The organism is Mycobacterium xenopi (genome assembly GCF_009936235.1).
Classification (GTDB): Bacteria; Actinomycetota; Actinomycetes; order Mycobacteriales; family Mycobacteriaceae; genus Mycobacterium; species Mycobacterium xenopi.
Genome location: NZ_AP022314.1, coordinates 3,117,938 through 3,141,722 on the forward strand (window position 1 = coordinate 3,117,938; position 23,785 = coordinate 3,141,722).

Annotated in this window: 26 protein-coding genes and 3 pseudogenes; 16 read left to right on the forward strand and 13 right to left on the reverse strand. The window is 65.7% G+C overall.

Annotation, left to right across the window (positions count from 1 at the left end):
* Nucleotides 1–282: 282 nt before the first annotated feature.
* Nucleotides 283–672: a pyruvate kinase gene (locus tag MYXE_RS14545; protein ID WP_085193869.1), complete on the reverse strand. Its 390-nt coding sequence runs from the start codon at nucleotides 670–672 to the stop codon at nucleotides 283–285.
* Between the two features lie 627 nt (nucleotides 673–1,299).
* On the opposite strand from MYXE_RS14545, the gene MYXE_RS14550 reads away from it, so the two are divergent.
* Entirely contained in the window at nucleotides 1,300–1,632 is a 333-nt protein-coding gene (locus MYXE_RS14550; RefSeq protein WP_085193867.1) for a cupin domain-containing protein, read from the forward strand.
* 178 nt (nucleotides 1,633–1,810) lie between these two features.
* On the opposite strand, the gene MYXE_RS14555 is transcribed toward MYXE_RS14550, so the two are convergent.
* Entirely contained in the window at nucleotides 1,811–2,050 is a 240-nt protein-coding gene (locus MYXE_RS14555; protein ID WP_085193865.1) for a hypothetical protein, read from the reverse strand.
* 769 nt (nucleotides 2,051–2,819) lie between these two features.
* Here MYXE_RS14555 and MYXE_RS14560 point away from each other — a divergent pair.
* The 3 genes and pseudogenes from MYXE_RS14560 (at nucleotide 2,820) to MYXE_RS14570 (ending at nucleotide 5,463) form a co-directional block, all read left to right on the forward strand.
* Nucleotides 2,820–3,203: a hypothetical protein gene (locus tag MYXE_RS14560; RefSeq protein ID WP_161552176.1), complete on the forward strand. Its 384-nt coding sequence runs from the start codon at nucleotides 2,820–2,822 to the stop codon at nucleotides 3,201–3,203.
* Nucleotides 3,204–3,249: 46 nt separating this feature from the next.
* Nucleotides 3,250–4,654, forward strand: a pseudogene (locus tag MYXE_RS14565) (transposase).
* Complete coding sequence (locus MYXE_RS14570; RefSeq protein WP_085193861.1) at nucleotides 4,651–5,463, forward strand: ExeA family protein; 813 nt, start codon at nucleotides 4,651–4,653, stop codon at nucleotides 5,461–5,463. The pseudogene MYXE_RS14565 and the gene MYXE_RS14570 overlap by 4 nt, the downstream one beginning before the upstream one ends.
* A gap of 221 nt (nucleotides 5,464–5,684) precedes the next feature.
* Here the strand turns inward: MYXE_RS14570 and MYXE_RS14575 are convergent, their stop codons facing one another.
* The 5 genes from MYXE_RS14575 to MYXE_RS14595 form a co-directional block, all read right to left on the reverse strand.
* Nucleotides 5,685–6,914, reverse strand: a complete 1,230-nt coding sequence (locus tag MYXE_RS14575; protein WP_085193859.1) for a lyase family protein — start codon at nucleotides 6,912–6,914, stop codon at nucleotides 5,685–5,687.
* A complete protein-coding gene (gene pcaG, locus MYXE_RS14580) occupies nucleotides 6,911–7,471 on the reverse strand; it encodes a protocatechuate 3,4-dioxygenase subunit alpha (RefSeq protein ID WP_085193857.1) in 561 nt (186 codons plus the stop codon). Before pcaG ends, MYXE_RS14575 begins: the two co-directional genes overlap by 4 nt.
* Nucleotides 7,464–8,213, reverse strand: a complete 750-nt coding sequence (gene pcaH, locus MYXE_RS14585) for a protocatechuate 3,4-dioxygenase subunit beta (protein WP_003919948.1) — start codon at nucleotides 8,211–8,213, stop codon at nucleotides 7,464–7,466. Before pcaH ends, pcaG begins: the two co-directional genes overlap by 8 nt.
* A gap of 89 nt (nucleotides 8,214–8,302) precedes the next feature.
* Entirely contained in the window at nucleotides 8,303–8,779 is a 477-nt protein-coding gene (locus MYXE_RS14590; protein WP_003919947.1) for a hemerythrin domain-containing protein, read from the reverse strand.
* On the reverse strand, nucleotides 8,776–9,738 hold the full coding sequence (locus tag MYXE_RS14595) for a Rieske (2Fe-2S) protein (protein WP_085193855.1): 963 nt from the start codon (nucleotides 9,736–9,738) through the stop codon (nucleotides 8,776–8,778). The genes MYXE_RS14590 and MYXE_RS14595 overlap by 4 nt, the downstream gene beginning before the upstream one ends.
* Before the next feature lie 279 nt (nucleotides 9,739–10,017).
* On the opposite strand from MYXE_RS14595, the pseudogene MYXE_RS14600 reads away from it, so the two are divergent.
* The 5 genes and pseudogenes from MYXE_RS14600 (at nucleotide 10,018) to phtC (ending at nucleotide 13,590) form a co-directional block, all read left to right on the forward strand.
* Nucleotides 10,018–11,347 (forward strand): annotated as a pseudogene (locus tag MYXE_RS14600) (aromatic ring-hydroxylating dioxygenase subunit alpha).
* A complete protein-coding gene (locus MYXE_RS14605; protein ID WP_003919943.1) occupies nucleotides 11,344–11,862 on the forward strand; it encodes a 3-phenylpropionate/cinnamic acid dioxygenase subunit beta in 519 nt (172 codons plus the stop codon). Before MYXE_RS14600 ends, MYXE_RS14605 begins: the two are co-directional and overlap by 4 nt.
* Nucleotides 11,859–12,083, forward strand: a complete 225-nt coding sequence (locus MYXE_RS14610) for a hypothetical protein (RefSeq protein ID WP_003919942.1) — start codon at nucleotides 11,859–11,861, stop codon at nucleotides 12,081–12,083. The genes MYXE_RS14605 and MYXE_RS14610 overlap by 4 nt, the downstream gene beginning before the upstream one ends.
* On the forward strand, nucleotides 12,080–12,874 hold the full coding sequence (gene hcaB / locus MYXE_RS14615; RefSeq protein ID WP_085193853.1) for a 3-(cis-5,6-dihydroxycyclohexa-1,3-dien-1-yl)propanoate dehydrogenase: 795 nt from the start codon (nucleotides 12,080–12,082) through the stop codon (nucleotides 12,872–12,874). The genes MYXE_RS14610 and hcaB overlap by 4 nt, the downstream gene beginning before the upstream one ends.
* Entirely contained in the window at nucleotides 12,871–13,590 is a 720-nt protein-coding gene (gene phtC, locus MYXE_RS14620) for a 3,4-dihydroxyphthalate decarboxylase (RefSeq protein WP_003919940.1), read from the forward strand. Before hcaB ends, phtC begins: the two co-directional genes overlap by 4 nt.
* Nucleotide 13,591: 1 nt before the next feature.
* Here the strand turns inward: phtC and MYXE_RS14625 are convergent, their stop codons facing one another.
* Nucleotides 13,592–14,380 (reverse strand): IclR family transcriptional regulator, encoded by a 789-nt coding sequence (locus MYXE_RS14625; protein ID WP_003919939.1) that lies wholly within the window; start codon nucleotides 14,378–14,380, stop codon nucleotides 13,592–13,594.
* A gap of 35 nt (nucleotides 14,381–14,415) precedes the next feature.
* Here MYXE_RS14625 and MYXE_RS14630 point away from each other — a divergent pair, with 35 nt between their 5' ends.
* Both MYXE_RS14630 and MYXE_RS14635 read left to right on the forward strand, forming a co-directional pair.
* Nucleotides 14,416–15,102, forward strand: coding sequence for a sensor domain-containing protein (locus tag MYXE_RS14630; protein WP_003919938.1), 687 nt, complete (start codon nucleotides 14,416–14,418; stop codon nucleotides 15,100–15,102).
* Between the two features lie 27 nt (nucleotides 15,103–15,129).
* Nucleotides 15,130–15,789, forward strand: coding sequence for a DedA family protein (locus tag MYXE_RS14635; RefSeq protein WP_003919937.1), 660 nt, complete (start codon nucleotides 15,130–15,132; stop codon nucleotides 15,787–15,789).
* Nucleotide 15,790: 1 nt separating this feature from the next.
* On the opposite strand, the gene MYXE_RS14640 is transcribed toward MYXE_RS14635, so the two are convergent.
* Nucleotides 15,791–16,378, reverse strand: a complete 588-nt coding sequence (locus MYXE_RS14640) for a TetR/AcrR family transcriptional regulator (RefSeq protein ID WP_085193851.1) — start codon at nucleotides 16,376–16,378, stop codon at nucleotides 15,791–15,793.
* A 153-nt stretch (nucleotides 16,379–16,531) separates the two neighbouring features.
* On the opposite strand from MYXE_RS14640, the gene MYXE_RS14645 reads away from it, so the two are divergent.
* Nucleotides 16,532–16,978 (forward strand): anti-sigma factor antagonist, encoded by a 447-nt coding sequence (locus MYXE_RS14645; RefSeq protein WP_003919935.1) that lies wholly within the window; start codon nucleotides 16,532–16,534, stop codon nucleotides 16,976–16,978.
* A gap of 23 nt (nucleotides 16,979–17,001) precedes the next feature.
* Here the strand turns inward: MYXE_RS14645 and MYXE_RS14650 are convergent.
* Nucleotides 17,002–17,570, reverse strand: a pseudogene (locus tag MYXE_RS14650) (maleylpyruvate isomerase N-terminal domain-containing protein).
* 189 nt (nucleotides 17,571–17,759) lie between these two features.
* Here MYXE_RS14650 and MYXE_RS14655 point away from each other — a divergent pair.
* Together MYXE_RS14655 and MYXE_RS14660 are read left to right on the forward strand one after the other, a co-directional pair.
* On the forward strand, nucleotides 17,760–18,785 hold the full coding sequence (locus tag MYXE_RS14655) for an SDR family oxidoreductase (protein WP_232061618.1): 1,026 nt from the start codon (nucleotides 17,760–17,762) through the stop codon (nucleotides 18,783–18,785).
* Nucleotides 18,786–18,891: 106 nt separating this feature from the next.
* A complete protein-coding gene (locus MYXE_RS14660) occupies nucleotides 18,892–20,256 on the forward strand; it encodes an HNH endonuclease signature motif containing protein (protein WP_085193849.1) in 1,365 nt (454 codons plus the stop codon).
* Nucleotides 20,257–20,425: 169 nt separating this feature from the next.
* Here the strand turns inward: MYXE_RS14660 and MYXE_RS14665 are convergent, their stop codons facing one another.
* Nucleotides 20,426–21,103 carry a UdgX family uracil-DNA binding protein gene (locus MYXE_RS14665; protein WP_085193847.1) on the reverse strand — a complete coding sequence of 226 codons (678 nt, stop codon included), beginning with the start codon at nucleotides 21,101–21,103 and terminating at the stop codon, nucleotides 20,426–20,428.
* Between the two features lie 64 nt (nucleotides 21,104–21,167).
* A complete protein-coding gene (locus MYXE_RS14670; RefSeq protein ID WP_085193844.1) occupies nucleotides 21,168–21,725 on the reverse strand; it encodes a hemerythrin domain-containing protein in 558 nt (185 codons plus the stop codon).
* Between the two features lie 362 nt (nucleotides 21,726–22,087).
* Between MYXE_RS14670 and MYXE_RS14675 the strand changes: the two genes are divergently transcribed.
* Together MYXE_RS14675 and MYXE_RS14680 are read left to right on the forward strand one after the other, a co-directional pair.
* Nucleotides 22,088–23,131, forward strand: coding sequence for a YncE family protein (locus MYXE_RS14675; protein ID WP_085193842.1), 1,044 nt, complete (start codon nucleotides 22,088–22,090; stop codon nucleotides 23,129–23,131).
* 14 nt (nucleotides 23,132–23,145) lie between these two features.
* Nucleotides 23,146–23,553, forward strand: coding sequence for a hypothetical protein (locus tag MYXE_RS14680; RefSeq protein ID WP_003919929.1), 408 nt, complete (start codon nucleotides 23,146–23,148; stop codon nucleotides 23,551–23,553).
* Here the strand turns inward: MYXE_RS14680 and MYXE_RS25120 are convergent.
* Nucleotides 23,468–23,785, reverse strand: coding sequence for a hypothetical protein (locus tag MYXE_RS25120; RefSeq protein ID WP_081485272.1), 318 nt, complete (start codon nucleotides 23,783–23,785; stop codon nucleotides 23,468–23,470). The genes MYXE_RS14680 and MYXE_RS25120 overlap by 86 nt on opposite strands.

Consider the following 23,785-nt stretch of genomic DNA (forward strand, 5'->3'; position numbering starts at 1 on the left):
GATGCGCGGAACAGAGTGGCCATTGGTGACGGAGGCAGGTGAGCAATCGCACGTCAACTCCAGAACATCTGCGCAGTGCAGGACCAAACTTAGCTCCGTCTCGGGGAGCTCACCAACTTCGACCGAAGCTCCACCAGCTGAGCCTGTAGTACAGTTCCGACGCCCAGGTAAGGTGTCTGTCGCGCACTTACCACGAAACCGACTGCGCCGTTTGCGGTTTCGTTTTTGTCCTCTAGCACAAGGCGACGTGTTGACCCACGGATGTCCCGCAAACACAACACATCACCCACCCGGCGGCGGTTCAACCAACGCGGCGGCACCGTGAGCGACACCATGCCGGGTTCCGGCGGGGTCGACCGGTTCATCGGCCGATGTCAGCCACGCCCGCGCCGGGGTGACGACCTCACCAAGTGCGTTTCGGTACGGGTGCAGTTTGACGACTCGTGGTCCGGGTGCCAGGGGGCCGGTCCGCAGCTTGGGCCCGGCCAGATCCATTGCCACCAAACAAGTGGTTCCCACGGATGCGGCCGCCTGGCGTACATGCCGTGCCATCGCACGCCACGCCGCGACATCGTCGTGAGCGCAATTGATCCGCGCGATGTTCATGCCGCACTGCACCAGGGCGCAAACCAAGTCGCGGTCTCTCGCGGCCTCTGACGGCAGCGTGACCATTATCCGCGTTACGGTGCGCGGGCCGCGGCCCTAGCAACCCACCGTGCGTTGTCGCAAGATCTCGCGATGAAAGCCCGAGCGCCGCAAGCTCGCTTTGCAGTTCACGCAGGCCGTATTGACGTCGCCCAATAGTGCACAAGGTTTCGTACGCTCGGCCGACGCTCGGGTGCAACAGCGGATAACCATCCCGCCCACGAGGATTCCGCATGTGACAACGTGGCCAAGAGGTCATCCACCTGCTTGAGCAGACGGATCAGCCGGCGGGTGGTATCGGTTTCAACCGGTGCCTGTAGGTTGCGTGGGATGCCGCTCAACTGGCCCGCTGAGTGCTCACCTAACATTTGGAGCCCCTCGTTCCGCCGCAGCACAATAGGGGGCGACACTCCGCCCAACGACTCCTGATGCGGATCGTCAAGCTCATAAGAGCCTACCCATGACCACCGCCGGTGCGGTCGAGGCATTCATCCAGCATCGGCTCTGGGAGAGCGTGAGCACGACAGAGATCTCGACTCGGCGCTCCACCGATACCACCCACTCGCAACAAAGCGGCCGGTGGCGTGCGCTGTACACTCATAACGGCCTCAAAAGGCGCGTCACCGGCATACTCTCCAACGACGGATCTCGTAGATGAAGAAGTTCTCTTTAACAGCTCTGGCCCGCGAGCAGCTGGACCGCGCGGCAACCGAACATAGCGGACGTAGCGCGTCCACCGTCTTCGGCGGTCACGAACAAGTCCTGCGGCAGACTGTCATCGCCCTGCGTGAAGGACACACACTCACTGACCACGGCAATCCGGGTGAGGCGACTTTACAGGTGCTAACCGGTCGTGTTCGCCTCACCGCCGGCGGAAGTGAGTGGATCGGCCGAACTGGAGACCTCCTGGTGATTCCTGACGTCAAGCATGGTCTCGATGCTCTCGAGGACTCGGCCATCCTGCTTACGGTGGCCAAGAAGCCATGAGCAACCGAACCTGGCTATCCTGAGGCTCCCCTCCTCAGGCCAAGGCAAGCGGCTCGCACGCAGCGCGCCTGGTTAACTCCACAACCGCGAGACGTCTTCGAATGAGCGCCGTGGGGTGGCCGGTGGTGTTGGTTCCATGGCGGGTGCCACCCGGAAAAAGCAAGCCCACGTATCTTTTTCAGCACGTGTCCGTGTCAGCCACAGCAGATGTTCGAGTGACCCCAATAACTCCAGGTGTCTCCACGGCACGCTGGTTGGCAGCGTCCTGGCTGGGGTGACGGCGCACCTCCTCGAATTGCTGGCGTCGCTCCACCCGCACGATCAGGTCGATCTCGGCGGGCTGACGGCCGACGAAGGAGGTCGCGTACTCGCAGTTGAGGGCATCTGCGATAGCGGCGGGCAACGTCCAGCCCAGCACTGGCAGGCCAACCTCGGCTCGGCACCCAGCGCCGCGGCGGCCGCCTCCCGATGGTCGGGATGTCCGGTCCCCAGTCATCGATTTCGCGAAACGATTTGGCGCGCAGGGTCTACTAGTGTTCGACTACACGGGAGTGCCGTCGCCGGCCGCATTATCCGATCCGGGCACCGCCGACGGCTACGACTCCCACCGGCTGGCGGTGGAATGATCTCATCGAAGCAGGCTGGGCCGCACTATAATCCACGTAAACCACTCATCCTCATCCCAAGGATCGAGGCCCCAGCAGAAGCGGCGCATCACAGCGTCGGAGACCACGTGCACCCATGCTGTTCGGAGGCTTTCAGGGTGAGCACGTGGGGGTAGCGTTCCGGCGCTGACGGTGAGCAGCCCGTCGTTCGGTTGTGGTTGTGGTTGCTGCTTGTGGCGCCGGGGCGGCACGGTGATCAGGTCATTGGTTGGCGACGGCCCTCCCGTCGTCTCTTGCCGGAGTGCTACGGGAGGGCCGCCTGTTCGCGCTCGGAGGCGCAGTGGTCACCGTAGAAGCAGATCTTGATGGAGTCGAGCGCAGGTTGGCGGCCGGTGAGCTGAGCTGCCCGTCGTGCGGGGGTGTGCTGGCGGGCTGGGGATGGGCTCGGCCGCGGCAGGTGCGCGCCCGGACGGGCCGGTGCAGCTGTGCCCGCGGCGGTCGCGATGCACTGGGTGCGGGGCGACGCATGTGTTGTTGCCGGTAACGGCGTTGCTGCGTCGCGCCGACACGGCGGCGGTGATTGTGTCGGCGCTGGTGGCGAAGGCCGCGTGCCGGGTCGGGTTTCGGCGGATCGCCGCGGATTTGGCTCGCCCTGCGGAGACGGTGCGCGGCTGGCTGCGCCACTTCGCCGAGCGTGTTGAGGCGGTGCGCTCGGTGTTCACCGTGTGGCTGCGCGCAGTCGATTCTGACCCGGTGATGCCGGATGCGGCCGGCGGGGTGTTCGCCGATGCGGTGGTGGCGATCGGCGCGCTCGCGACCGCGATCGGGCGCCGGTTCATGCTGTCCGGGGTGTCGCTGGCCGAGACCGCGGTGGCGGTGTCGGGTGGGCGGTTGTTGGCGCCGGGTTGGCCCGGTGAGTGGGTGCAACACGAGTCGACCCTGCCGCCGCCGCCGATCACGCCGTAAATCTGTGCGCTGTCGTGTGTTTGGCAGACAGCAAAGGAGGCGGCCGGTGGCGGTCGGCGATGATGAGGCGAAGGTGCGGGCCGAGCGGGCCCGGGCGATCGGGTTGTTCCGGTATCAGTTGATCCGGGAGGCCGCCGATGCGGCGCTTTCCACCAAACAGCGGGGAAAGATGGTGCGCGAGTTGGCGTCACGTGAGCACACCGACCCGTTCGGGCGGCGGGTGCGCATCAGCCGGCAGACCCTCGACCGGTGGATCCGGGACTGGCGCGCCGGCGGGTTCGACGCGCTGGTGCCCAGCGTGCGCCGATGCACCCCGCGCACCCCGGCCGAGGTGCTGGAGTTGGCGGTGGCGCTGCGCCGGGAGAACCCGGAGCGCACCGCCGCGGCGATTCAGCGGATCTTGCGCACCCAGCTGGGCTGGGCGCCGGATGAACGCACCCTGCAGCGCAACTTTCACCGGCTCGGGCTGACCGGGGCCACCAGCGGGTCGGCGCCGGCGGTGTTCGGCCGGTTCGAGGCCGAGCACCCGAATGCCCTGTGGACGGGGGATGCGTTGCACGGCATACGAATTCAACTCCGCAAGACCTATCTGTTCGCGTTCCTCGACGATCATTCCCGGCTGCTGCCCGGCTACCGGTGGGGCTACGCCGAGGACACCGTGCGGCTGGCCGCCGCGCTGCGCCCGGCGCTGGCCTCCCGCGGCGTACCGAAAGCGATCTACGTCGACAACGGCTCGGCCTATGTGGATACGTGGTTGTTGCGGGCGTGCGCGAAACTCGCGCCTTGTTCATTCCGCACCAGGCCGACCGGAAGGACGAGGCAAAATCGAGAGATTCTTCAGAACGGTGCGCGAGCAGTTCCTGGTGGAGATCACCGGCGAACCCGACGTCGTCGGCCGCCACCACGTCGCCGACCTGGCCGAGTTGAATCGGCTTTTCGCGGCCTGGGTGGAAACCGTCTACCACAGGCAGGTGCATTCCGAAACCGGGCAGACCCCGCTGGCGCGCTGGTCAGCCTCTGGCCCGGTCGCGCTGCCCACCTCGGAGGCGCTTACCGAGGCGTTCTTGTGGGAGGAGCACCGCCGGGTGACCAAGACCGCCACCGTGGCGCTACACGGTAATCGCTACGAGGTCGACCCGTCGCTCGTCGGACGGAAAGTGGAGCTGGTGTTCGACCCGTTCGATTTGACCCGCATCGAGGTGCGGCTGGCCGGCGCGCCGATGGGGCTGGCCATCCCGCATCACATCGGGCGCCATTCACACCCGAAAGCCAAACCCGAAACCCCCACCGCACCACCAAAACCCAGCGGCATCGACTACGCCCAGCTGATCCAGACCGCGCACGCCGCCGAGCTTGCCCGCGGCGTCAACTATGCCGCCCTGTCCGGCAACACCGGCCAGATCCCCGGCCAGCTCGACCTACTCACCGGCCAGGAGACCCAACCGAAATGATGCCCAACCTGATCTCCTACTTTGGTTTCTCGCGGACACCATTCGGCCGGGATCTGGCCCCTTCCATGCTGCATCGCCACAGCGCGCACAACGAAGCCATCGCGCGCATCGGCTGGTGCATCGCCGAACGCCGCATCGGGGTGATCACCGGCGAGGTCGGCGCTGGCAAGACCGTCGCCGTGCGCGCCGCGCTGGCCGCCCTGGACCGTAGCCGCCACACCGTCATCTATCTGCCCGACCCCACCGTCGGAGTGCGCGGCATCCACCACCGCATCGTCGCCTCACTCGGTGGACAGCCCCTCACCCACCACGCCACCCTGGCCCCACAGGCCGCCGACGCGCTGGCCGCCGAACACGCCGAGCGGGGCCGCACGCCCATTTTGGTCGTCGAGGAGGCACACCTGCTCGGCCACGACCAATTAGAAGCGTTGCGGCTCTTGACAAATCACGAGCTCGACTCATCCAGCCCGTTCGCCTGCCTGCTCGTCGGCCAACCCACCCTGCGGCGGCGAATGAAACTCGGCGTGCTCGCCGCGCTCGACCAACGCATCGGGCTGCGCTACACAATGCAGCCCATGACCGACAAGGAAACCGGCAGCTACCTACGTCACCACCTCGCGCTGGCCGGGCGCGACGACACGCTGTTCTCCGACGATGCGGCCGCCCTCATTCATCACACCAGCCGGGGCTACCCGCGCGCGGTCAACAACCTTGCCCTGCAAGCCCTCGTCGCCGCCTTCGCCGCCGACAAGGCCACCGTCGATGAATCCTCCACCCGCACCGCCATCGCCGAAGTCACGGCAGACTGAACACCACACCGACGCCCCAAACACCACCGACCCCGCCGGACAACTCCCGGCGGGGTCAATTCATGGCCGCACATCCTCACCGTCAACGCCGCCATCATGCTCATCCTGAGTGCCGGTCAACAACCCAAGGACCAAAACGACCTCACTGAGCCCGCGGCCCTGAACCCGACCTCACTCATGAAAGTCCGAGCCTAACTGCGACCCACGGATGATGGCCGGCCTCACGAGCGGCCCTGCAGTACTGCCCGCGCTCGTGCTAAACCATCGTCGACAACACGGTCGATCACCCCGAAATATGTTGGCGACGGGTTCTTTTCGACGAAATCAGCGATAGCTCGTTGCTCACTCGAAACCTCTGCTGCGGCGAGGTTGTCAGCCATCCGACCGGGGTGAACCTCCAGACCGACGAGCAACTCGCCGCAGTGCGAGCCCGCGACGACGGTCCGGCGGGCCAGGGTGCGCAACGTGTCCCACTCCACATGCCAGGAGCCGTCGGGGCGTTCGTCGTTCGCCAATGCCGCCGCGGTGTGCAGGGTCGCGGCTAGAGGAGGTGCGGCCACGGCGGCCCGCCGGATCAACACAGACAGCACCGGATTGCACTTGTGCGGCATCGTGGATGATCCGCCCCGGTTTGTGCCGGCGGGTTCGCGCAGTTCACCGATCTCGGGGCGGGTTAAGACAACGACATCGGAGGCGATACGGCCCCAGGCATCGGTACAGCCAACAAGAGCGTCCGCGACGGCGGTTACCGGCGTTCTGCTGGTGTGCCACGGCATCCGGGCCGCGAGGCCCAGGGCAGTCGCCGTGGTTTGCGCCAAGCGCAGCGACATCTCCGCGGCGTTGTCGGGCCCGGCACTTAACGCTGCTAATTCCGTTGTGGCGGCTAATGTTCCGGCGGCACCGCCAATCTGGGCCGGTGTGGTCAGCGCAGTCAGCCGGTCATAGGCGTCGACGACACCGTTCAACCACCCCGCGGCTTTTGCGCCGAATGTTGTGGGTACCGCATGCTGGGTCAAGGTGCGCGCCACCATCGGGGTGTGCCGATGGGTGGTCGCTAGCCCCGATAGTGTCGAAATCTGTTCTTTTACAACTACTTTCAAATGATCGATGGCATCCCTTGCACCCAGCATCAACGCGGTGTCGAGGACATCCTGACTGGTGAGGCCGCGGTGAATCCACCAACTCACCGCCGGAGCTGCCCGGCCGCGAAGCAACTCGACCAGACCGATGACCGGGTTGCCGCCGTCCTCAGCAGCCTCGGCAAGCATTTCGCAATCCTGTTGCTCGACCAGTTTCGACAGATCAACACCGGCGCACTCGGCCGGGGCGAACCCGGCGTCGGCCAACCCGTTGAGCCAAGCGGATTCGACCGCGATCATCGATCGCAGCAGCGCCGCGTCGGTCATCAAGTCGCCGGCCCGCTGGTCTCCAGGCCAGAGCAGATTGGTCATCGCCGATCACCGCCGTAGGCCAGAAATACCGTTTCGTCGACGCCCTGAAGGTGGATGTCGAAGCGATACGTGGCACCGGCCTCGCCGATGCAGATCAGGGTTTGTCGACGCGCGGCGTCGAGACCGGCTAGCAGTGGATCGGCCCCGAAGTCGCCGCCCGGCAGATATGCGCGAGTGAACAGCCGGTTCAACAGCCCGCGAGCGAACACGGTGAGCGCGAAAAAAGCCGGGCGCCCAGCGCTCGGCGATCCGGGCGCCACGGTGGTGAAGCTGTAGCGCCCGGCCGAGTCGGTCGCCGACCTGCCCCACCCGGTGAAGGTGGACCCATCACGCCGCAGCGAGCCGGGCCGCTGGACGATGTTGCCGTCGGGGTCGGGCTGCCACAGCTCGACCAATGCGTCGGGCACTGCCTGGCCGGCGCCGTCGTAAACCGTCCCGTACAGTCGGACCGCGCCCACGTGGGCATCGCTGACCAAACGGCTGTCGCCGTCATAGGGCAAGGCGCAGTGGAAGAACGGCCCGACCGTTTGGCCCGGGGTCTCGAGCGGGCTAGCCATCGCTATCGGTCCACATCGCGCCCAGCACGATGTCCCAGCGGTAACCGGTCGCGTATTCCGGCACCGTCACGTCGTGGTCGTAGGTGGCGATCAGCCGGTTGCGGGCAGCGGGGTCGATGACGGATTGAACGATCGGATCCAGCCCGAACAGCGGATCGCCCGGGAAATACATCTGGGTGACCAGCCGCTGCGTGAACGCCGTCCCGAAGACCGAAAAGTGGATGTGCGCCGGGCGCCAGGCGTTGTGGTGGTTACACCAGGGATAGGGGCCCGGCTTGATCGTCAAAAACCGGTAGCTTCCGTCGGATTTGGTCAGGCACCGGCCCACGCCGGTGAAATTCGGGTCGATCGGGGCGGGGTGCTGATCGCGCTGGTGGTGGTAGCGTCCGCCGGCATTTGCTTGCCAGATCTCGACGAGCTGGCCCGCAACCGGTCTGCCCACCCCGTCCAGGACCCGCCCGGTCACGATGATGCGTTCCCCAATCGGCTCGCCAGCATGTCCGGCGGTGAGGTCGGCGTCGAGCGGCTCGACATCACCCTCGCCGAAGCACGGGGCCCAGCGCTCGATCTCCTCCGGGTTCACCTGGACGGGCAGCGATTTCGGATGGCGCAGGGCGCTGCTGCGATATGGCGGGTAGTCCAGCCGCGGCTGGGTGTCGCCGCCGCGGTAGCCGGCTGCGATGCGCGCGATTTCCGCGGTGATGTCGCGTTGCGTTGCGACGCGCGGCGCGGCAGCTTCCATAAAGCGTGACGGTACTACGGTTCGGACGACCCCTGCCGCGGCCGTCCACGGCCCGCAACGTGGAGGGCGGCGTCAAACGGTGTTCGGGCTTACAGCGCCCGTAGCAGCGCCTTTCTTCCTTTCACCCGCAGCTTGTGGACGGTGGAGTCGCGTAATTCCTTGATGCGACCGGCCATCTGGTTACCGAGCGTGTCGAGTTCTTCGTCGCTGAGTTGCACCGGCGGCGGGGCGGGGATCATGTCGCGTTCCTCTTCGTCGGCGTGCGCTTCGAGCACCCTTGCAAACGACCGCCATTCGTCGGCGTAGCCGGGCGCGCTCGGCGGTGTGCGGAGAAGCACCGCCAGCTGGTCGATGACTTGGCGGTGTTCGGCATGCGCGATCGCGATCAATCGGCTAGCCGCCGACATGGCGGGGTAATACAGGTCGTCTTCGATGCGAAAGTGGATGTCCAGTTCCACCAGCAGTTCGTCAAGCAGGTCCTGGCGTTCGGCCGGCGCCTCGCTGATCCTTTTCACCAGCCCCTTGATCACCTTGTGGTGGTCTTGCAGCACGGTGTACGCATTCAATTGGCCACTCCCTTCGCCGCGCCGAGTGCGTCCTGGCCGTCGCCTCGCAGCTCGACCATCCCGTCGTTGATCCGCGTCTGATAGCACGGCAGTGGGGCCGCCGCAGGCCCGCGCAGCACCTCTCCGGAGTCGACGTCGAATCGCGAACCGTGCCAGGGGCATACGATTCGGCCGCGGTCGATCCAGCCGTCGACCATTGGCGCAGCAAGGTGTGGGCAGAACTCGCCGAACGCCGATACCCCGTCATCGCCGTTGCGGCACAGGACTACTCCCACACCGTCGATTTCGATGCGGTGCGGCTTCCCGTCGTGCAACGCCGCCGCCGGCGCTACCGGCACCCAGCCGGCGGTGCGCAGCCGCTTGCCGGATTGGTCTATGCCGAGACCCGATTCGAACACCAGCGCGCCCCCCAGATAGCTGCCGCCGACGGTGATTGCGTAGCCGAGCGCGCTGATCGCGATGCCGCGAATGTGCCGTCCGCGACGGCGATCCCACCACGACACCAGGTAGAGGGCTGTGGCCAGGAGGTTCAACACGCCGTGCACCACCCCGATGCGGCGCTCTTCCTCATGGGTGTGCTGCCAATCGGTCACACCGGTGACGGCGGAACCGATGTTCGCCAGGATGCCCAGCCCAAGCGAACGCGAAGCGAACCGCGCCGCATCGAACACCTCCGAGGCGGGCCGGCCCGGCAACAGGCTGACCGCGTCGAGCGCCACGGTCGTTCCGATCGCCCCACTGGTCAACGACGCCAACGGCGGATGCACTGGATGCCCGAGCCAGACGCCGTTCAGCGCGTTGGTGACCCGGTCGCGGGCCCCGCCGAGCGCGTTGTAGACGAAGCTGAGCATGTGCTCGAACCGGTAGCTTGGCCGATCCAGCCACTCCTGACGCCCGATAAACGACAGCACCCAGGTCCCGAACTTGGGCAACCGCCGGCTAGCTGAACGCTGAAACATTGGCATCGAAGCTTCCTCAAATACGGAGATAGTCGCCGATACCTTACGCATATCATCGGATCTACCCAAGTCGGACGCAAATGATCTTCCGCATTTGCGGTTTACCATCGTGTTCGCGGAGAACCCGGCGGATGATGCTTTGCTGGTTCAATCCGCGTTCATCGTTTTCGACAGCCAATTCACAGGGAGCCTCAAGCCGCCGCTCGGATTGACCCGGACATCGATCTTCGGCATCCTCTACTTGACAGAACTATTCTCTGTAGAACAGATAAGGCCGCCATGACCGATCACAGCTGTCTCTTCGACAGCGTCCGGCGCGGCATGATTCCCGCCCACATCTACAACGACCGGGAAATCTTCGAACTGGAAAAACAGCGGTTGTTCAGCCGGACCTGGATATTTGTCGCGCACGAGTCAGAGATCCCGCAGGATGGCGACTACGTTGTGCGACGGGTGCTCGGCGATTCGTTCATCATCACCCGAGACTCGAATGGCACTGTGCGAGCGTTGTTCAACATGTGCCTGCACCGCGGCATGCAAGTGTGCCGTGCCGAGATGGGCAATGCCTCGAACTTCCGCTGCCCCTACCACGGCTGGTCCTACCGCAACGACGGCCGCCTTATCGGCCTGCCGTTTCATCGTGAGGCCTACGGCGGCGACGACGGGTTTCCGAAGAAAACTCAAACCTTGCTGCCCGCACCGAAGTTCGACAGCTACAACGGCTTGCTTTTCATCAGCCTGGACGCCCATGCGCAACCGCTTGAGGACTTTCTCGGCGACTTCAGGTTCTACCTGGATTTCTATACCAAGCAGAGCCGCCACGGCCTCGACGTGCGCGGACCGCAGCGCTGGCGGATCAAGGCCAACTGGAAGATCGGCGCAGAGAATTTCGCCGGCGATATGTATCACACCCCACACACCCATGCTTCGATCGTCGAGATCGGGTTGTTCCGTGAACCCAAAGCGCAGAAACGCAAAGACGGCGCCACCTACTGGGCCGGCAGCGGCGGTGGCACCACCTACAAGCTTCCCCCTGGCAACTTCGAGGAGCGCATGCGCTACGTCGGCTACACCGACGACATGATCACCCGGATCAAAGATGTCTGGACCCAACGGCAGCAACGACTGGTCGGCGACGACGGATTCATGATCTCAGCGGCGTCGTGTTTCCCGAATCTGAGCTTCGTGCACAACTGGCCGAAGGTGCACGACGGCGACGACGTGGTGCCGTTCATCTCAATCCGGTTGTGGCAGCCGATTAGTGAGAACGAGACCGAGGTGTGCTCGTGGTTTGCGGTGGACTCGGCGGCTTCCCCGGCGTACAAGCACAAGTCGTATCAGGCCTACCTGATGTGCTTCGGGTCGACGGGCATGTTCGAGCAAGACGACGTCGAGAATTGGGTATCGCTGACCAACACCGCCGGCGGTTCGATGGCGCGGCGGCTGCTGTTGAACAGCCGCATGGGCCTGCTCCCCGACGACCGCCCGCTGGTCGAAGCGTTGCCCGTGGAGTCCTTTCACGGGCCCGGGCACGCACAGGTCGGCTATAACGAGCACAACCCAGCGCCAGCTGCTCAGGCTGTGGGCCGATCACTTGGAGACAGCATGACAAATGCCCTGCCGTTCGACGATGTTCGGCACCTGCAGGCGCACCAGTTCCTGGTCGACGAAGCGTATCTGCTCGACGTTCAGGACTATGACGCGTGGCTGGACACCCTGACCGACGACATCCGCTACGTCATGCCGGTGCGTGTCACCACCGCGCTCGGTGCTGGATTCGATACGTTGCCGGGGATGGCGCACTTCGACGAGGACAAACACTCACTGAGCCGCCGTGTCGCCCGGTTTCGCACCGAGCACGCCTGGACCGAGGATCCGCCGTCGCGGCTGCGCCACTTCATCACCAATGTGCGAACCTTCGCCGGCGACGACGACGCCCACCTGCTCGTCGAATCGGCCGAGCTGCTGTTCCGCAGCCGCGGCGACGTCAACGAGGCCGCCGTGCTGTCCTGTGGCCGTGAAGACGTGCTGCGTCGTTGCGGCGCACAATGGAAACTGGCGCGGCGCACCGTGATCGTCGACGAGTCCGTGCTGCGCATGCAGAACCTGGCGGTGTTCTTGTGAACGATCAACCACTCACCATCGCAAACGAATTCACCGAGGTAGTGGTGCGCCGAGTGGACACCCGCAACGGATCGCGGCTGCTGATCAGCGCCCCCAAATCCGGGCGGTCGATCAGCCTGGATGCCCTGGAGTTGGAGGCATTGACCCGGCAGAACACCCGCACACTGGAGGCGATGGTCGGCAATGCGCACGGCCCACTGCTTCCGGACGAACCACAATGACCGGCTGGCTGGACGGCAAACGCGCGCTGGTGGTGGGCGCCGGCTCGGGAATCGGCCGGGCGGTCGTCGACGCCTTCCGCGCCGAAGGCGCGAAAGTCGCTGTGCTGGAACGAGTTCCAGACAAATGCCACCTGTTGCGGCAACAGCTGCCCGACGTGCCGGTTGTCGACGGGGATGCCATCGACCGCGACGCCAACGACCGCGCGGTCGCCGCAGCGGTGGACGCCTTCGGCGGCCTGGACACCCTGGTCAACTGCGTCGGTATCTTCGACTTCTACCAAGGCATTTGCGACATCGACGCCGACAAGCTCGCCAGCGCATTCGACGAGATGTTCCACACCAATGTGCTCAGCCATCTGCAGTCGGTCAAGGCCGCCGTGCCCGCGCTACGGGCCGGAACCGGGCCGTCGATCGTATTGACCGAGTCCGCGTCGTCGTTCTACCCGGGCCGCGGCGGGACGCTTTATGTGTCATCGAAATTCGCGGTACGCGGGTTGGTCACCACCCTCGCCCATGAACTGGCGCCGACGATACGAGTCAACGGCGTGGCCCCCGGTGGCACCCTGGGCACTGACCTGCGCGGCCTGGCCAGTCTCGGACTCGACACCGTCCGCCTCGATGACACCCCCCACCGCGCCCGCGACCTCGCCGCGCGCACTCCGCTCAACGTCGCGCTCACAGCCGAAGACCATGCGTGGAGTTTCGTGTTCTTGGCCTCCGACCGGGCCCGCGGCATCACCGGCGAAACCGCCCATCCTGACGGCGGATTCGGGCTGGGAGCCAAGCCGTGACCGACTTTCACGAGCAACGGGCACTGATCGCCCAGGCCTGCCGGGTGGCGGCCGCCCGCGGATTGGTCGACGGCGTGCTCGGTCACCTCAGTCTGCGCATCGACGACGAGCGGCTGCTGATCCGCTGCCGCAGCGACACCGACACCGGAGTGGCGTTTACCCGCCCGAGTGACATCCGGCTGATCCGCTTCGACGGCACCGAGGCCGCCGCCGGAGAACTAGACGGCTACCGGGTACCCAACGAACTTGCCATCCACGTCGAAACCATGCTCGCGCAACCACAACACCGGGCCGTCGCTCATCTGCACCCGCCGGCCGTCGTCGCCGCCGACCTCGCCGGTATCGGTCTGCGGCCTGTCTACGGCGCCTACGACATTGCGGGCGCGCGCCTTGCACGTGACGGTGTGCCGGTGTACGAACGAACGGTATTGATCCGAAACCGCTTGCTGGGCAAGGAAATGGTGGCCGCGATGCACGGCCGCCCGATTGTGATCTGCCGCGGGCACGGGATCACCAGTGCGGCAACCACCGTGCAACAAGCGGTGTTACAGGCGATCAGCCTCGATGCGCTGGCGCGGATGTCGTTACAGGTACAGGCGGCCGGCGGCACCCTACGCGACATCGACGATCGGGACTGGGACGACCTGCCCGACCTGGGCCCGGGTTTCGCCGTCGAAGCTGCCTGGCGGCACGAGATCGCGCGCATCGGAGAATGACCTACCCCAGCTGATCGCCAATTTCCTTGGCGGCCTTCACCAGTGCCGCCGCGACCGCGGGGTATTGCGACTTGGGCAGCCGATGCTGCGGCGCCGCAACGTTCAGCGCCAGCGCGAGCCCCGGCGCGCGGGTCGGTATCGGCACGGCGACCGACGCGACCCCTTCCTCGCTTTCCTCCCGGTTGACGGCGTAGCCGCGCTCCCGCACCCGCACAAGTTCGGCTTCCAGCGCGGTGCGGCTGGTGATCGAATGCGGTGTAATGCGTTGCAGCTCTTTGTCCGGTAGCAACTGGCGCAGTTCCTGTTCCGACAACTGGGCGAGCATGGCCTTGCCCGTCGAGGTGCAGTGCGCCGGCATGGTGCGGCCCAGCCGCGACGCGACCCGGACCGCGGTAGGGCCTTCCACAGCGGCGATGAACCGCACGGCGGCACCGTCGAGCATCCCGACATGGACCGTCTCGCGCAGCCGTTCGCTGAGTGCGCGCATTACCGGCGTGGCGGCGCGCCCGATGTCCATCCGGCTGAAGATGGCGAACGCCACGCTGGTCAACGCCGGGCCCGGACCGTAGGCCTTCGACACCGGGTCTTGCCGGACGAATCCACGGTAGGCCAACATCGCCAGCAGCCGGTGCGCGGTCGACGACGCCACACCCAGATAACGGGTGGCTTCACTCAACCGGATTTCGGGTTGCTCGCCGAGGAGCAACAGCAGTTTCAATGCCTTGTCGACCGACTCGATCGGATACTGGGGCGCAACGGAGTCAGCGCAACGCTGCCGCTTTTTCTGCATGCCAGAAACGCTACCTGCGCTAGCGTACGAGCATCATGACAAAATCGGCCGCGCTACTGGCGACACTGACGATCGCGCTTGTCGCCTGCACGACATCGGTGTCAGGACACGCGGTTTTGCCGCCGGGCGGCCCGGCACCGTCGTCGTCTCCCGCTCCGGCCGGTCCCCCCAAGGCCAAGCCGCCGCCGATCTTCGCGCGCGACTTGCTGCTGCACGACGGGGACAGCAGTCCTTTCGGTCCCGCAGCCATGACCGACGTGGGCGACACGTATTTCACCAGCGTGCGACCGCCGGAATGTTCGGCAGCGTTGTTGTTCAAGGGTTCACCGCTTCGGCCACCGCATTCCACCGATTACGCCGACTCGGCATACAGCTTCGGCGGGTCTGCGATGTATAGCGAATCGGTCGACGTCTACGACAAGGCTTTAGACGTCCATGCTGTGGTCTGGGACGGCTATGGCGCAGTGTCGCGATGCACCGCCGAGGCCGTCGGTATTGCCCCCGCGGGCGCGTTCGCGGGGATGAGACTCAGCTATTACGGGGTACCCGCCGATGGCGTGCTGGTGTGGACCATGACCCGTCCCGACTGGACCTGCGACTACGGGTTGGCGGTGGTCCCGCGGGCCGCGCTGCTGTTGACGCTGTGTGACCACGAGTCCCGATTCCGGATGGCGGACTGGGCCTCGACACGTCGAGAGCAGATCCTGGGCCGGGCCGCCTGACCGCGCCGGGTCAGGCATGCTGTTCCCATGACGGTGGTTTCCCTGCTGCAGGCCATCCCACCTGTGGCGGTCTACCTGGTGGTCGGCGCTGTGGTAGGGATCGAAAGTCTGGGCGTGCCGCTTCCCGGCGAGGTCGTCCTGGTCACGGCGGCGCTGATGTCGTCACACCATGAACTGGCGGTCAACCCCATCGGGGTTGGTGTCGCCGGAGTGATTGGCGCCGCGGTCGGTGACTCGATCGGTTACACGATCGGCCGACGGCTCGGCATGCCGCTTTTCGACTGGTTGGGCCGACGATTCCCGAAACATTTCAGTCCCGGCCACATCGCGCTCGCCGAGCGCACGTTCGACCGCTGGGGGGTGCGGGCGGTGTTTTTCGGGCGGTTTATCGCACTGCTGCGGATATTCGCCGGACCGCTGGCCGGCGCGCTCAAGATGCGTTATCCGCGGTTCCTGCTGGCAAATGTGTCCGGTGCCATCTGCTGGGCCGGTGGCACCACCGCGCTGATCTACTACGCCGGGGTCGCCGCCGAACGCTGGCTGACCCGGTTTTCCTGGATCGCCCTGGTGGTCGCCGTCGTGGCCGGCGCGATCGCCGCGGTGCTGCTGCGGGAACGCACCGCTCGCGCGGTCGCCGAACTCGAAGCCGAGCCCGCCGACAAATCCGGCACAGCTGCGAGCAGTTAGCTCAACCCCGATGCTGCTCAATGAGCATGCGTGCCATGACTTTAGCGCGCTGCGCCGCCTCCACGTCACCTTCGGCTGCCGCGACGATCGAGCCCTTCATCAAGATGTGCCACGACCGAGCGAAGTTCTCGACGTCACGCAACCCGGCCGCGCGGGCGCGTTGACGAACGATGTCGCGGATGTTGTCCAAATAAGCGACACTGGCCTGGCCAGCCGGATGCTGGGCACCCATTTCGAGCAAGACGTTGATAAACGAACAGCCCTCGAAGCCGTCACGGTTGGCAAACCAGTCGTGGAAGACGTCGAAGATCGCCAGTAGTTGTTCTTCGGGCGTCTTGCCGCGCAACCGCGACTGCTTTTCCACCAAACCGAGGGTCCACCGTTGTTCCCGGCGTTCGAGCACGGCCAGCACCAGATCGTTCTTGCTGGGGAAATGCCGGTAAAGCGTTGCTTTGGCGACCCCGGCGCGCTCGACCACCTCGTCGGTTCCCACCGCGCGGATGCCCCGCCGAGTGAACAGGTCGTACGCCGTGCTCAAGATGCGTTCCCGAGCCGACACCGCAGCCGATGCGACATCAGCGCTCGTCATAGCTGGCTTACCATACTCTTAGCTGCCTGCTGTAGACAGACCGACCTGTCTCGTTATAGAAAAGAAACCTACGAAGTTCACGGTCTGTCTTAAGACGTGTAGGACGGACATCCATCGCCGGTGCATCACGCGCCAGACGATTAGGAGTCCACGATGAATCTCTCCACGGCAGAACCCCTTCCCAGCAGCCTGAACCATTTGACGCTGAGCACGCGTCTGGTCGCGGAGCTGGGCGATATGCACAGCACCCTCAGGGCCACCACTCAACGCAGCGGCTCAGCGGTGATGGTCTACGCCGGCGGTGAAATCGACGCGTGCAACGAAACCACCTGGCGACGGCTGTTGCGTGAGGCGGCCGCTGCCGTCAGCCCGCCGGGACCGCTCGTCATTGACACCAATGGCCTAGATTTCATGGGCTGCTGCGCGTTCGCTGTGCTCGCCGACGAGGCAAAGCGGTGCCACGGTCGCGGCATCGAGCTGCGCCTGGTTACCCTGCAGCCGGTCGTCGCACGCACTGTCGCGGCGTGTGGGTTGACCGGTCTGCTGCCCGTCGACCAAAGTGTGGATGCCGCGCTGTCGGCGGTCGCCGTCCCTGAGTAGTGTCCTGCTCATCGACGCGGCAGCTAGCCGCGGATGCGTTGGGCCAGAACATCTTTGCCGGAACCACTAAGTTGGTTGAGCGCATCCGGACGTGCGGCCATGGCCATCAGAAGCGCTTCTACGGGCCCGGTGACTGCGCGGCCCCTCCCGTGGGTCCAGTCGAGATCCGTTGCGACAAGACGCACACCGCGGGTGCGGCGGGCACCGCGTACGACGGGAGCGGTCAACGCGTAATTCAGCACGGTGCGTAAGCGTTCCGACGGGATGACGCGCGCATCAGCTCGACAAGCTGCTCCGGTGAACGGTTGGCGTACTCGGCGACACCGATTGCATTGATGCGGTTCGGCCAAAACCCGCCTTTGACGAAACGCCACGCCAGCTGCCAACGGGTGAGCTCGTCATAGCTAAGTGCATGGGCGACAACGTCTTTGACGCGCCAACGCTCACGTAGACTTGGCTGCTCCCACTGCTGTGGTAGTAGGTCAGAAAGCAGGTCAGCGAAATTTGCGTGTGCGGTCTGGACGGTTGCGAATGCGGCGAAGCGAGCTAAGGTGTCGCTCCAACCGGACGGATCGTCGAAGATCGCACGCATCTGCTCGGTGTTGTCTGCATGCCGTTGCAGGTTGCGGTGGCGCAGATGCACGCGGGCACGGCCCGCGCCGTCGTGCCGGGCGATCGCTGGTCACTACTTACCGAGCGAGGATGTTTACCAATCCGGCGTCCGGGTAGAGCCAAGACCGTGGCTTTCAACTCAATTCGCCGGCGAACAAAGGACCGGCAGGTGGTCGTGATCACCGGGGCCAGCGCGGGGATCGGTCGTGCGACCGCGCGTCTGCTGGGCCAGCGCGGGGCAGCTGTCGGTCTGCTGGCACGCGGCGAAACCGGTCTTCAGGCAGCCGCCGCAGAGATCGAGGACGCCGGCGGTGTCCCGCTGGCGATCCCGACCGACGTATCCGACTACGGTGCCGTCGACCAAGCCGCCCGCCGTGTCGAGGAACGGTTCGGTCCGATCGACGCCTGGATCAACGTCGCTTTCACGTCAGTGTTCGCGCCGTTCGCCGAGATCGACCCGGACGAGTTTCGTCGGGTGACCGAGGTGACCTACCTCGGTTACGTCTACGGCACCATGGCCGCGTTGAAGCGCATGCGCCCCCGCGATTGCGGCGTGATCGTCCAAGTGGGCTCTGCCCTTGGTGCCCGCGCGATTCCACTGCAATCGGCATACTGCGGCGCCAAGCACGCGGTCAACGGATTCACCGAGTCGCTGCGCACCGAACTCATGCACGAGGGCAGCAGCATTCGGGTGACCGTGGTCCAGATGCCGGCGGTCAACACCCCGCAGTTCTCCTGGGTGCTCTCGCGTCTGAGCAAGCATCCGCAGCCGGTGCCGCCGATCTATCAGCCCGAGGTGGCGGCCCGCGGCGTCATTCACGCACTGGACCATCCGCGCCGCAAACAGTATTGGGTGGGGGCCAGCACCGTCGCCACCATCTCGGGTCAGCGGCTCGTGCCGGCGCTGCTCGACCGCTACCTCGCCCGCACCGGCTACAGCTCCCAGCAGACCGAGCAGCCGGTCAGTCCGGGCCGGCCCGCGAACCTGTGGGAGCCGCTCGACGGCCCGGGCGGTCGCGACTTCGGGGCGCACGGCGTGTTCGACGATCGCTCACACGCGCACAGCACGCAATTCTGGGCGACCCGGCATCGTCGGTCGCTGGCGGGCGCCACGCTGATGGCCAGTGCGCTGGCCGTATCCGACTGGGGTCGCCGTCGTTTTCAGCAGCGACGCGTTGGCGGATTGCGGCCCTGATCGGGGCGTTGTCCCAGTTGTTCAGAGTTTTCCACAGTTGGGATTCCGTCCCCAGGCGGCGCCTTCGGGTCGGTTCGGTGTCGGTGACCGCTCGTAGCATTCGTACATGCGTTCGCCCAGCCGTGAGGAGATCATCGAGGTCTTCGATGCCCTGCATGACGCGGTGTCGCGGCTCGGTGAGCTGTCCTTTGAGGTGCTGACGACGCCGGAGCGGTTGGCCTTGCTGGAGCGGCTCGAACACGAGGCGCGCCGGTTGCCGGTGGCAGGACATGCCCTGATCAACGGCGTGCGTCAGCAGGCCACACCGACCGAACTGGGCGGCAAGTTGTCGCATGCCTTGGCCGATCGGCTACGTATCAGCCGTCCAGAAGCCGCGCGGCGCATCCACGAAGCCGAAGATCTCGGCGACCGGCAGGCTTTGACCGGCGAGCCATTGGCGCCGCGACTGGCTGCCACCGCCGCCGGGCAGCGCGCCGGAGACGTCGGCGCTGGCCACGTCGCGGTGATCCGCCGGTTTTTCGAGCAGCTGCCGTGCTGGGTCGACGCGGCCACCCGCGAGCGCGCCGAAGCCAAGCTCGCAGCGTTGGCCACCCAGTTTCGACCTGATCAGCTGGCCAAGCTGGCCGACAAGCTCGCTGACTGCCTCAACCCCGACGGCGACTTCACCGACGAGGATCGCGCCCGTCGGCGCGGCCTAAGCCTGGGCAAACAAGACATCGACGGGATGAGTCCCATCCGCGGCTGGCTCACCCCCGCCATGCGCGCCACCGTGGAGGCGGTGCTAGCCAAACTGGCCGCGCCCGGCATGGCCAACCCGTACGACGACAAACCAGTCATCGACGGCACTCCCAGCGAAGAAGCCATCACGCGCGACACTCGTTCAGCCGCGCAGCGCAATCACGATGGCTTGCTTGCCGGGCTGCGAGCGCTGCTGGCCAGCGGGGAACTCGGCCAGCACAACGGATTGCCGGCCAGCATCATCGTCACCACCACCTTGGCAGAATTGGAGGCCGGTGCAGGGCGTGGGCTTACCGGCGGCGGATCGCTGCTGCCGATGAGCGACGTGATCCGCATCGCCGGTCATGCCCATCACTATTTGGCCATTTTCCACAAGGGCCGCGCCTTGGCGCTCTACCACACCAAACGTCTGGCTTCACCGGCGCAGCGAATTGTCTTGTACGCTAAAGACCGTGGCTGCACCGCGCCCGGCTGCGACGTGCCCGCGTACTTCACCGAGGTCCATCATGTGACCGACTACGCGAAATGCCGCGCCACCGACGTCAACGACCTCACCCTGGCCTGCGGAACCAATCACCGAATCGTCCAGCCCGGCGGCTGGCAAACCCGTAAGCGCAAAGATGGCCTCACCGAATGGATCCCGCCACCGCATCTAGATCGCGGACAGCCGCGCATCAATACTTTCCACCACCCGGATAAGCTGCTCCGCGATGAGGGAGACGACGACCCGTGAGAATGGGCGCCGCGCCCGACATCCACACGTGGCGGAGTGGACCACCGGCGCGCCACCACCGGCCGCTCCGGGGACACGTTTGCGGCGTTGGGTATGCCAAGGCAGGGTGACCGCGCCGATGGTCACCATCACGGTGTACCCGCAGGGACGCGGATCAAACGGGCCCGCGTCACCGCCGTTGACGTCGGCGGCCGGCCAAACTGGCTCGGGCGCTGCGCAGGTCCTCGACGAAGAGCTGGTACATCTCGTGGCGGCGCTCGGTGCGGTCGCGCACCACCGCTGACGGGTGAACGGTGGCCACTACCCGCGGCTCCGGCTCGACGCTGACGTCCGCCTCGCGGGGCAGCTGCAGCAGCTCGCCGCGATGCGCCGAGATCCGAAAGGCCGCGCCCAGAAGCGATTGTGCGGCGGTCGCGCCGAGGCACACGATCACCTGCGGTCGCACCGCCTCGATTTCGGCGATCAGCCAGGGACGGCAGGCCACCACTTCGGTACGGCTGGGTTTTTGATGTATGCGCCGCTTTCCGTTCTTGCGGGTGAACTTGAAGTGCTTGACGGCATTGGTCTGATACGTCACACCGGGGTCGATGCCCGCCTCGTCGAGCGCCCGGGCAAGCAGTCGGCCGGCCGGACCCACGAACGGCAAGCCCTCAACGTCCTCGCGGTCACCCGGTTGCTCACCGATGAGCATGAGCTGCGCATGCGAATCCCCGTGCCCGAAAACCGTTTGCGAGGCGTTCTCGTACAGGGAGCAGCCCCGGCACACATTGGCGGCAGCCTCAAGTGAATCGAGGTCGCGATCCTCAGGTAAATAGCTCGCCGCGCTGGTTTTCCGCGCCGCAGCCATGACCGATCCTCACGCCTTAGAAGTCGAAGAGTCGGTCCTGCCCGGCCTGCATTGCGGGGCCCGCTCAGCCCTTGCCGACGATAGCGTCGCGGGCTCGGTCCATCATCGCCGCGAATGGGCCGGCCAGCATGTTGGCGACCTGGGATTCGACCCCGGCGTGCGGGCGGGTGGGCGCGATTGCTTCGGCCAGTTCGACGGCGCGGCCCATCCGCTGCAGCTCGTCGTGGTCCAGCTGCTCTTCGAGCTTGGCGAACTCCTCCTGCTCTTCGTGCTCGGCGTGCTGGACGACCGCATCGCGAAGCTCGGTTAATTGGCTGCTGAACTCGTCGGAGTCGACATCGAGTGACTCCAAATGATTGAGCACCTTCTTCGCTTCGTTTTCTTCCTGCAGCCGTGCGCCGACCACCTTGTCGCCGTTTGGGATTTTCCGCTTTGCGCGCGGGTGCACGATCTCTTCCTCCGCGGTTTCATGCACCGCGAGCAACCGCCGCAGTTCGATGAACGTTTTCTCGCGCTGTTTGCCGCTCGCCTTCAGCGTCTCGGCGAACAGCGACTTGATCCGTTCGTGCTGGCCAACGAGGAATTGCGTCACCTCGGTCGCTGACCTAACAGTTGTCGCCATTGTGTCCTCCTGAAGAGTCCTGGATCGCGCGCCGGGCTGTGGTGCGCGTTGCTGAGGGCTACCCCGACGTGCCGGGCACCAAACACCGCACGAAGGTGTCAGCCTGCCGACAGGCTTGGTGATGGACTGGGTTTACCAAAGACGTTGTGCGGGTGGGCAATACGCTTGAACCTCGACGCCGAGAACGCGAAACCGTTCTTCGACTTGGCAACGGGGTGTCGTTTTCGAGGTCCGCACCGCCGGTGGGCCACCGCTGCGGCTGAACCCCAGCGGCGATTGAACGCCGTCGGGCTATGTGTAGCCGACGACACGCCGGGGTACAGCAACCGACGGGTTGAGGCAACTGCGGAAGGAGAGCGGCCGTGCACGGGTCGCTGCTGTGGCGCTGGTGCGGTGCGGCGGCCGTCGCCGCCATCGCGGCCGCGGGCTGTTCGGGCCCCCAGCAACCGGAACGCACACCCGAAGTGACGGTGCGGTGGGTCGGCGCAACACTGCACGACCCGCTGTGGTCATACCGCACCCACGCGCTGATCGGGCTCACCGCGGACGGTCGCCTGGCCGAGGTCAGCGATCCGCTCAGCCCCCAGCATGCGAAGACGCTGCTCTCCCCGCCAATGCCGGCCGGGCGCAACCTGCAGATCAGCCGCACCGACGACCGCCACCTGTTCGTGCCGCAGCCCAACCGTAACAAGGTGGCGGTCGTCGATCTCGGCACGCTGCGCCAGGTCGACGAGTTCGACGCCGGCCCGGCGCCTGCCTACCTGACCGAAGACGCCGGCCTACGGATGCTGCTGGCGCTGTCGGCCGACGGATTGTCGGTGACACCGGTCGATCAGCATGGCTACCGCAAACTGGCCACCGCCATCGTCACCGGAGACCCGGCCGACACCATCGACGGCGCCAACCGCGGGCGCGCAATCGAATACCACCTCTACGGCCCGTCGGGAATCCGCTACTACAAAGGCCCGTCGTCTCCGCCCGCGCAACGCGGGTCGCTGCACATCGACGTCGCTGTCTCGGCCGGCGACAGCACCCAGGTCACGCGAAGCTATGTGGCCGGGCGCGACGACGGCGTGCTGTATGCCGTCGACGCGCGCCGCGGCGGTGAGGGCATGCTGGTGCTGGCCCGCACCCGGCTGTCCTCCCCCATCCGCAAGCTGGGCACCGACGACACGCGCATCTACGCGGCCACCGATCATGAGGTGGTGACGCTGGAGACGGCTAGCTTCACCGGATACCCGCATGGCACGATTCCCGTCCTGCACGTCACCAACTACCGGGCGGGCCTGCCGCCCGGCCCGGTCCGGTCCGCCCCGGTTTCGGGCATGGCGGTTGGGCCGCACCGGGTCTATCTGACGCTGGCAGGCACACCGTATGTGCTCAGCGTCGCCAAGCCGCACCTGTGAGACAAGGAGGCTCGATGAGCACAGCACCCCGAAGCCAGACGCCGGTCAACGTCGACGACGACCTACAGGTGGTCATCGAGCAGATCGACGCGCTCAAAAGACTCGGGGCGAAACACGAACTGGCCGAGGGCGAAAGCTACGACTTTTCCATCAGGTGGGGCACGGCGCTGGCGGGGCGGCTGCGTCGGCTCGTCCACTACAGCACCCGCGGCTTGCTCAGCGACGCAGACGGGCGCCGGTTCCGGTCTTTGTGCGACGACCTGCGCACGCTATCGGACCTTATCGACCGATTCGAGCTTGCTCATCCGGTGTTCACCGCTGGACCACCGGCCAAAGCTAAGCGCCACGGGGCAGGTCGATTCGCCAACTCGCGGCGCGGTATTCTCCGTCGTGGTCGAGAAAATCCTTCTCCCGCAACCTGATTCCGGTTCGTGGCTTGGGGCAGTCGGGATTGCGGCAAGTGAGCGCCACCATATAGGCGTCTGGGTCTTCGTCGAGGAACAAAAAGCCGAGGTACAAAGCCCGCCCGACGTCGAATTCCGTTCCGCCGCAGCTTTCGCAGTGCCCGCCCTTGGCGGCGACTTGCCGGAGAACCCATTCACGCTCGGCGGGCTGCAACTCAACCAACTCGGGGCGCACCATCGGCTCGGTCAT

What these genes read in the sequence shown, in the direction of transcription:
- MYXE_RS14545 (WP_085193869.1), bottom strand. Translation starts at nt 672, where the DNA reads ATGGTCACGCTGCCGTCAGAGGCCGCGAGAGACCGCGACTTGGTTTGC.
- MYXE_RS14550 (WP_085193867.1), top strand. Translation starts at nt 1,300, where the DNA reads ATGAAGAAGTTCTCTTTAACAGCTCTGGCCCGCGAGCAGCTGGACCGC.
- MYXE_RS14570 (WP_085193861.1), top strand. Translation starts at nt 4,651, where the DNA reads ATGATGCCCAACCTGATCTCCTACTTTGGTTTCTCGCGGACACCATTC.
- MYXE_RS14575 (WP_085193859.1), bottom strand. Translation starts at nt 6,914, where the DNA reads ATGACCAATCTGCTCTGGCCTGGAGACCAGCGGGCCGGCGACTTGATG.
- pcaG (WP_085193857.1), bottom strand. Translation starts at nt 7,471, where the DNA reads ATGGCTAGCCCGCTCGAGACCCCGGGCCAAACGGTCGGGCCGTTCTTC.
- pcaH (WP_003919948.1), bottom strand. Translation starts at nt 8,213, where the DNA reads ATGGAAGCTGCCGCGCCGCGCGTCGCAACGCAACGCGACATCACCGCG.
- MYXE_RS14595 (WP_085193855.1), bottom strand. Translation starts at nt 9,738, where the DNA reads ATGTTTCAGCGTTCAGCTAGCCGGCGGTTGCCCAAGTTCGGGACCTGG.
- MYXE_RS14605 (WP_003919943.1), top strand. Translation starts at nt 11,344, where the DNA reads ATGACAAATGCCCTGCCGTTCGACGATGTTCGGCACCTGCAGGCGCAC.
- hcaB (WP_085193853.1), top strand. Translation starts at nt 12,080, where the DNA reads ATGACCGGCTGGCTGGACGGCAAACGCGCGCTGGTGGTGGGCGCCGGC.
- MYXE_RS14625 (WP_003919939.1), bottom strand. Translation starts at nt 14,380, where the DNA reads ATGCAGAAAAAGCGGCAGCGTTGCGCTGACTCCGTTGCGCCCCAGTAT.
- MYXE_RS14630 (WP_003919938.1), top strand. Translation starts at nt 14,416, where the DNA reads ATGACAAAATCGGCCGCGCTACTGGCGACACTGACGATCGCGCTTGTC.
- MYXE_RS14635 (WP_003919937.1), top strand. Translation starts at nt 15,130, where the DNA reads ATGACGGTGGTTTCCCTGCTGCAGGCCATCCCACCTGTGGCGGTCTAC.
- MYXE_RS14640 (WP_085193851.1), bottom strand. Translation starts at nt 16,378, where the DNA reads ATGACGAGCGCTGATGTCGCATCGGCTGCGGTGTCGGCTCGGGAACGC.
- MYXE_RS14645 (WP_003919935.1), top strand. Translation starts at nt 16,532, where the DNA reads ATGAATCTCTCCACGGCAGAACCCCTTCCCAGCAGCCTGAACCATTTG.
- MYXE_RS14660 (WP_085193849.1), top strand. Translation starts at nt 18,892, where the DNA reads ATGCGTTCGCCCAGCCGTGAGGAGATCATCGAGGTCTTCGATGCCCTG.
- MYXE_RS14665 (WP_085193847.1), bottom strand. Translation starts at nt 21,103, where the DNA reads ATGGCTGCGGCGCGGAAAACCAGCGCGGCGAGCTATTTACCTGAGGAT.
- MYXE_RS14670 (WP_085193844.1), bottom strand. Translation starts at nt 21,725, where the DNA reads ATGGCGACAACTGTTAGGTCAGCGACCGAGGTGACGCAATTCCTCGTT.
- MYXE_RS14680 (WP_003919929.1), top strand. Translation starts at nt 23,146, where the DNA reads ATGAGCACAGCACCCCGAAGCCAGACGCCGGTCAACGTCGACGACGAC.
- MYXE_RS25120 (WP_081485272.1), bottom strand. Translation starts at nt 23,785, where the DNA reads ATGACCGAGCCGATGGTGCGCCCCGAGTTGGTTGAGTTGCAGCCCGCC.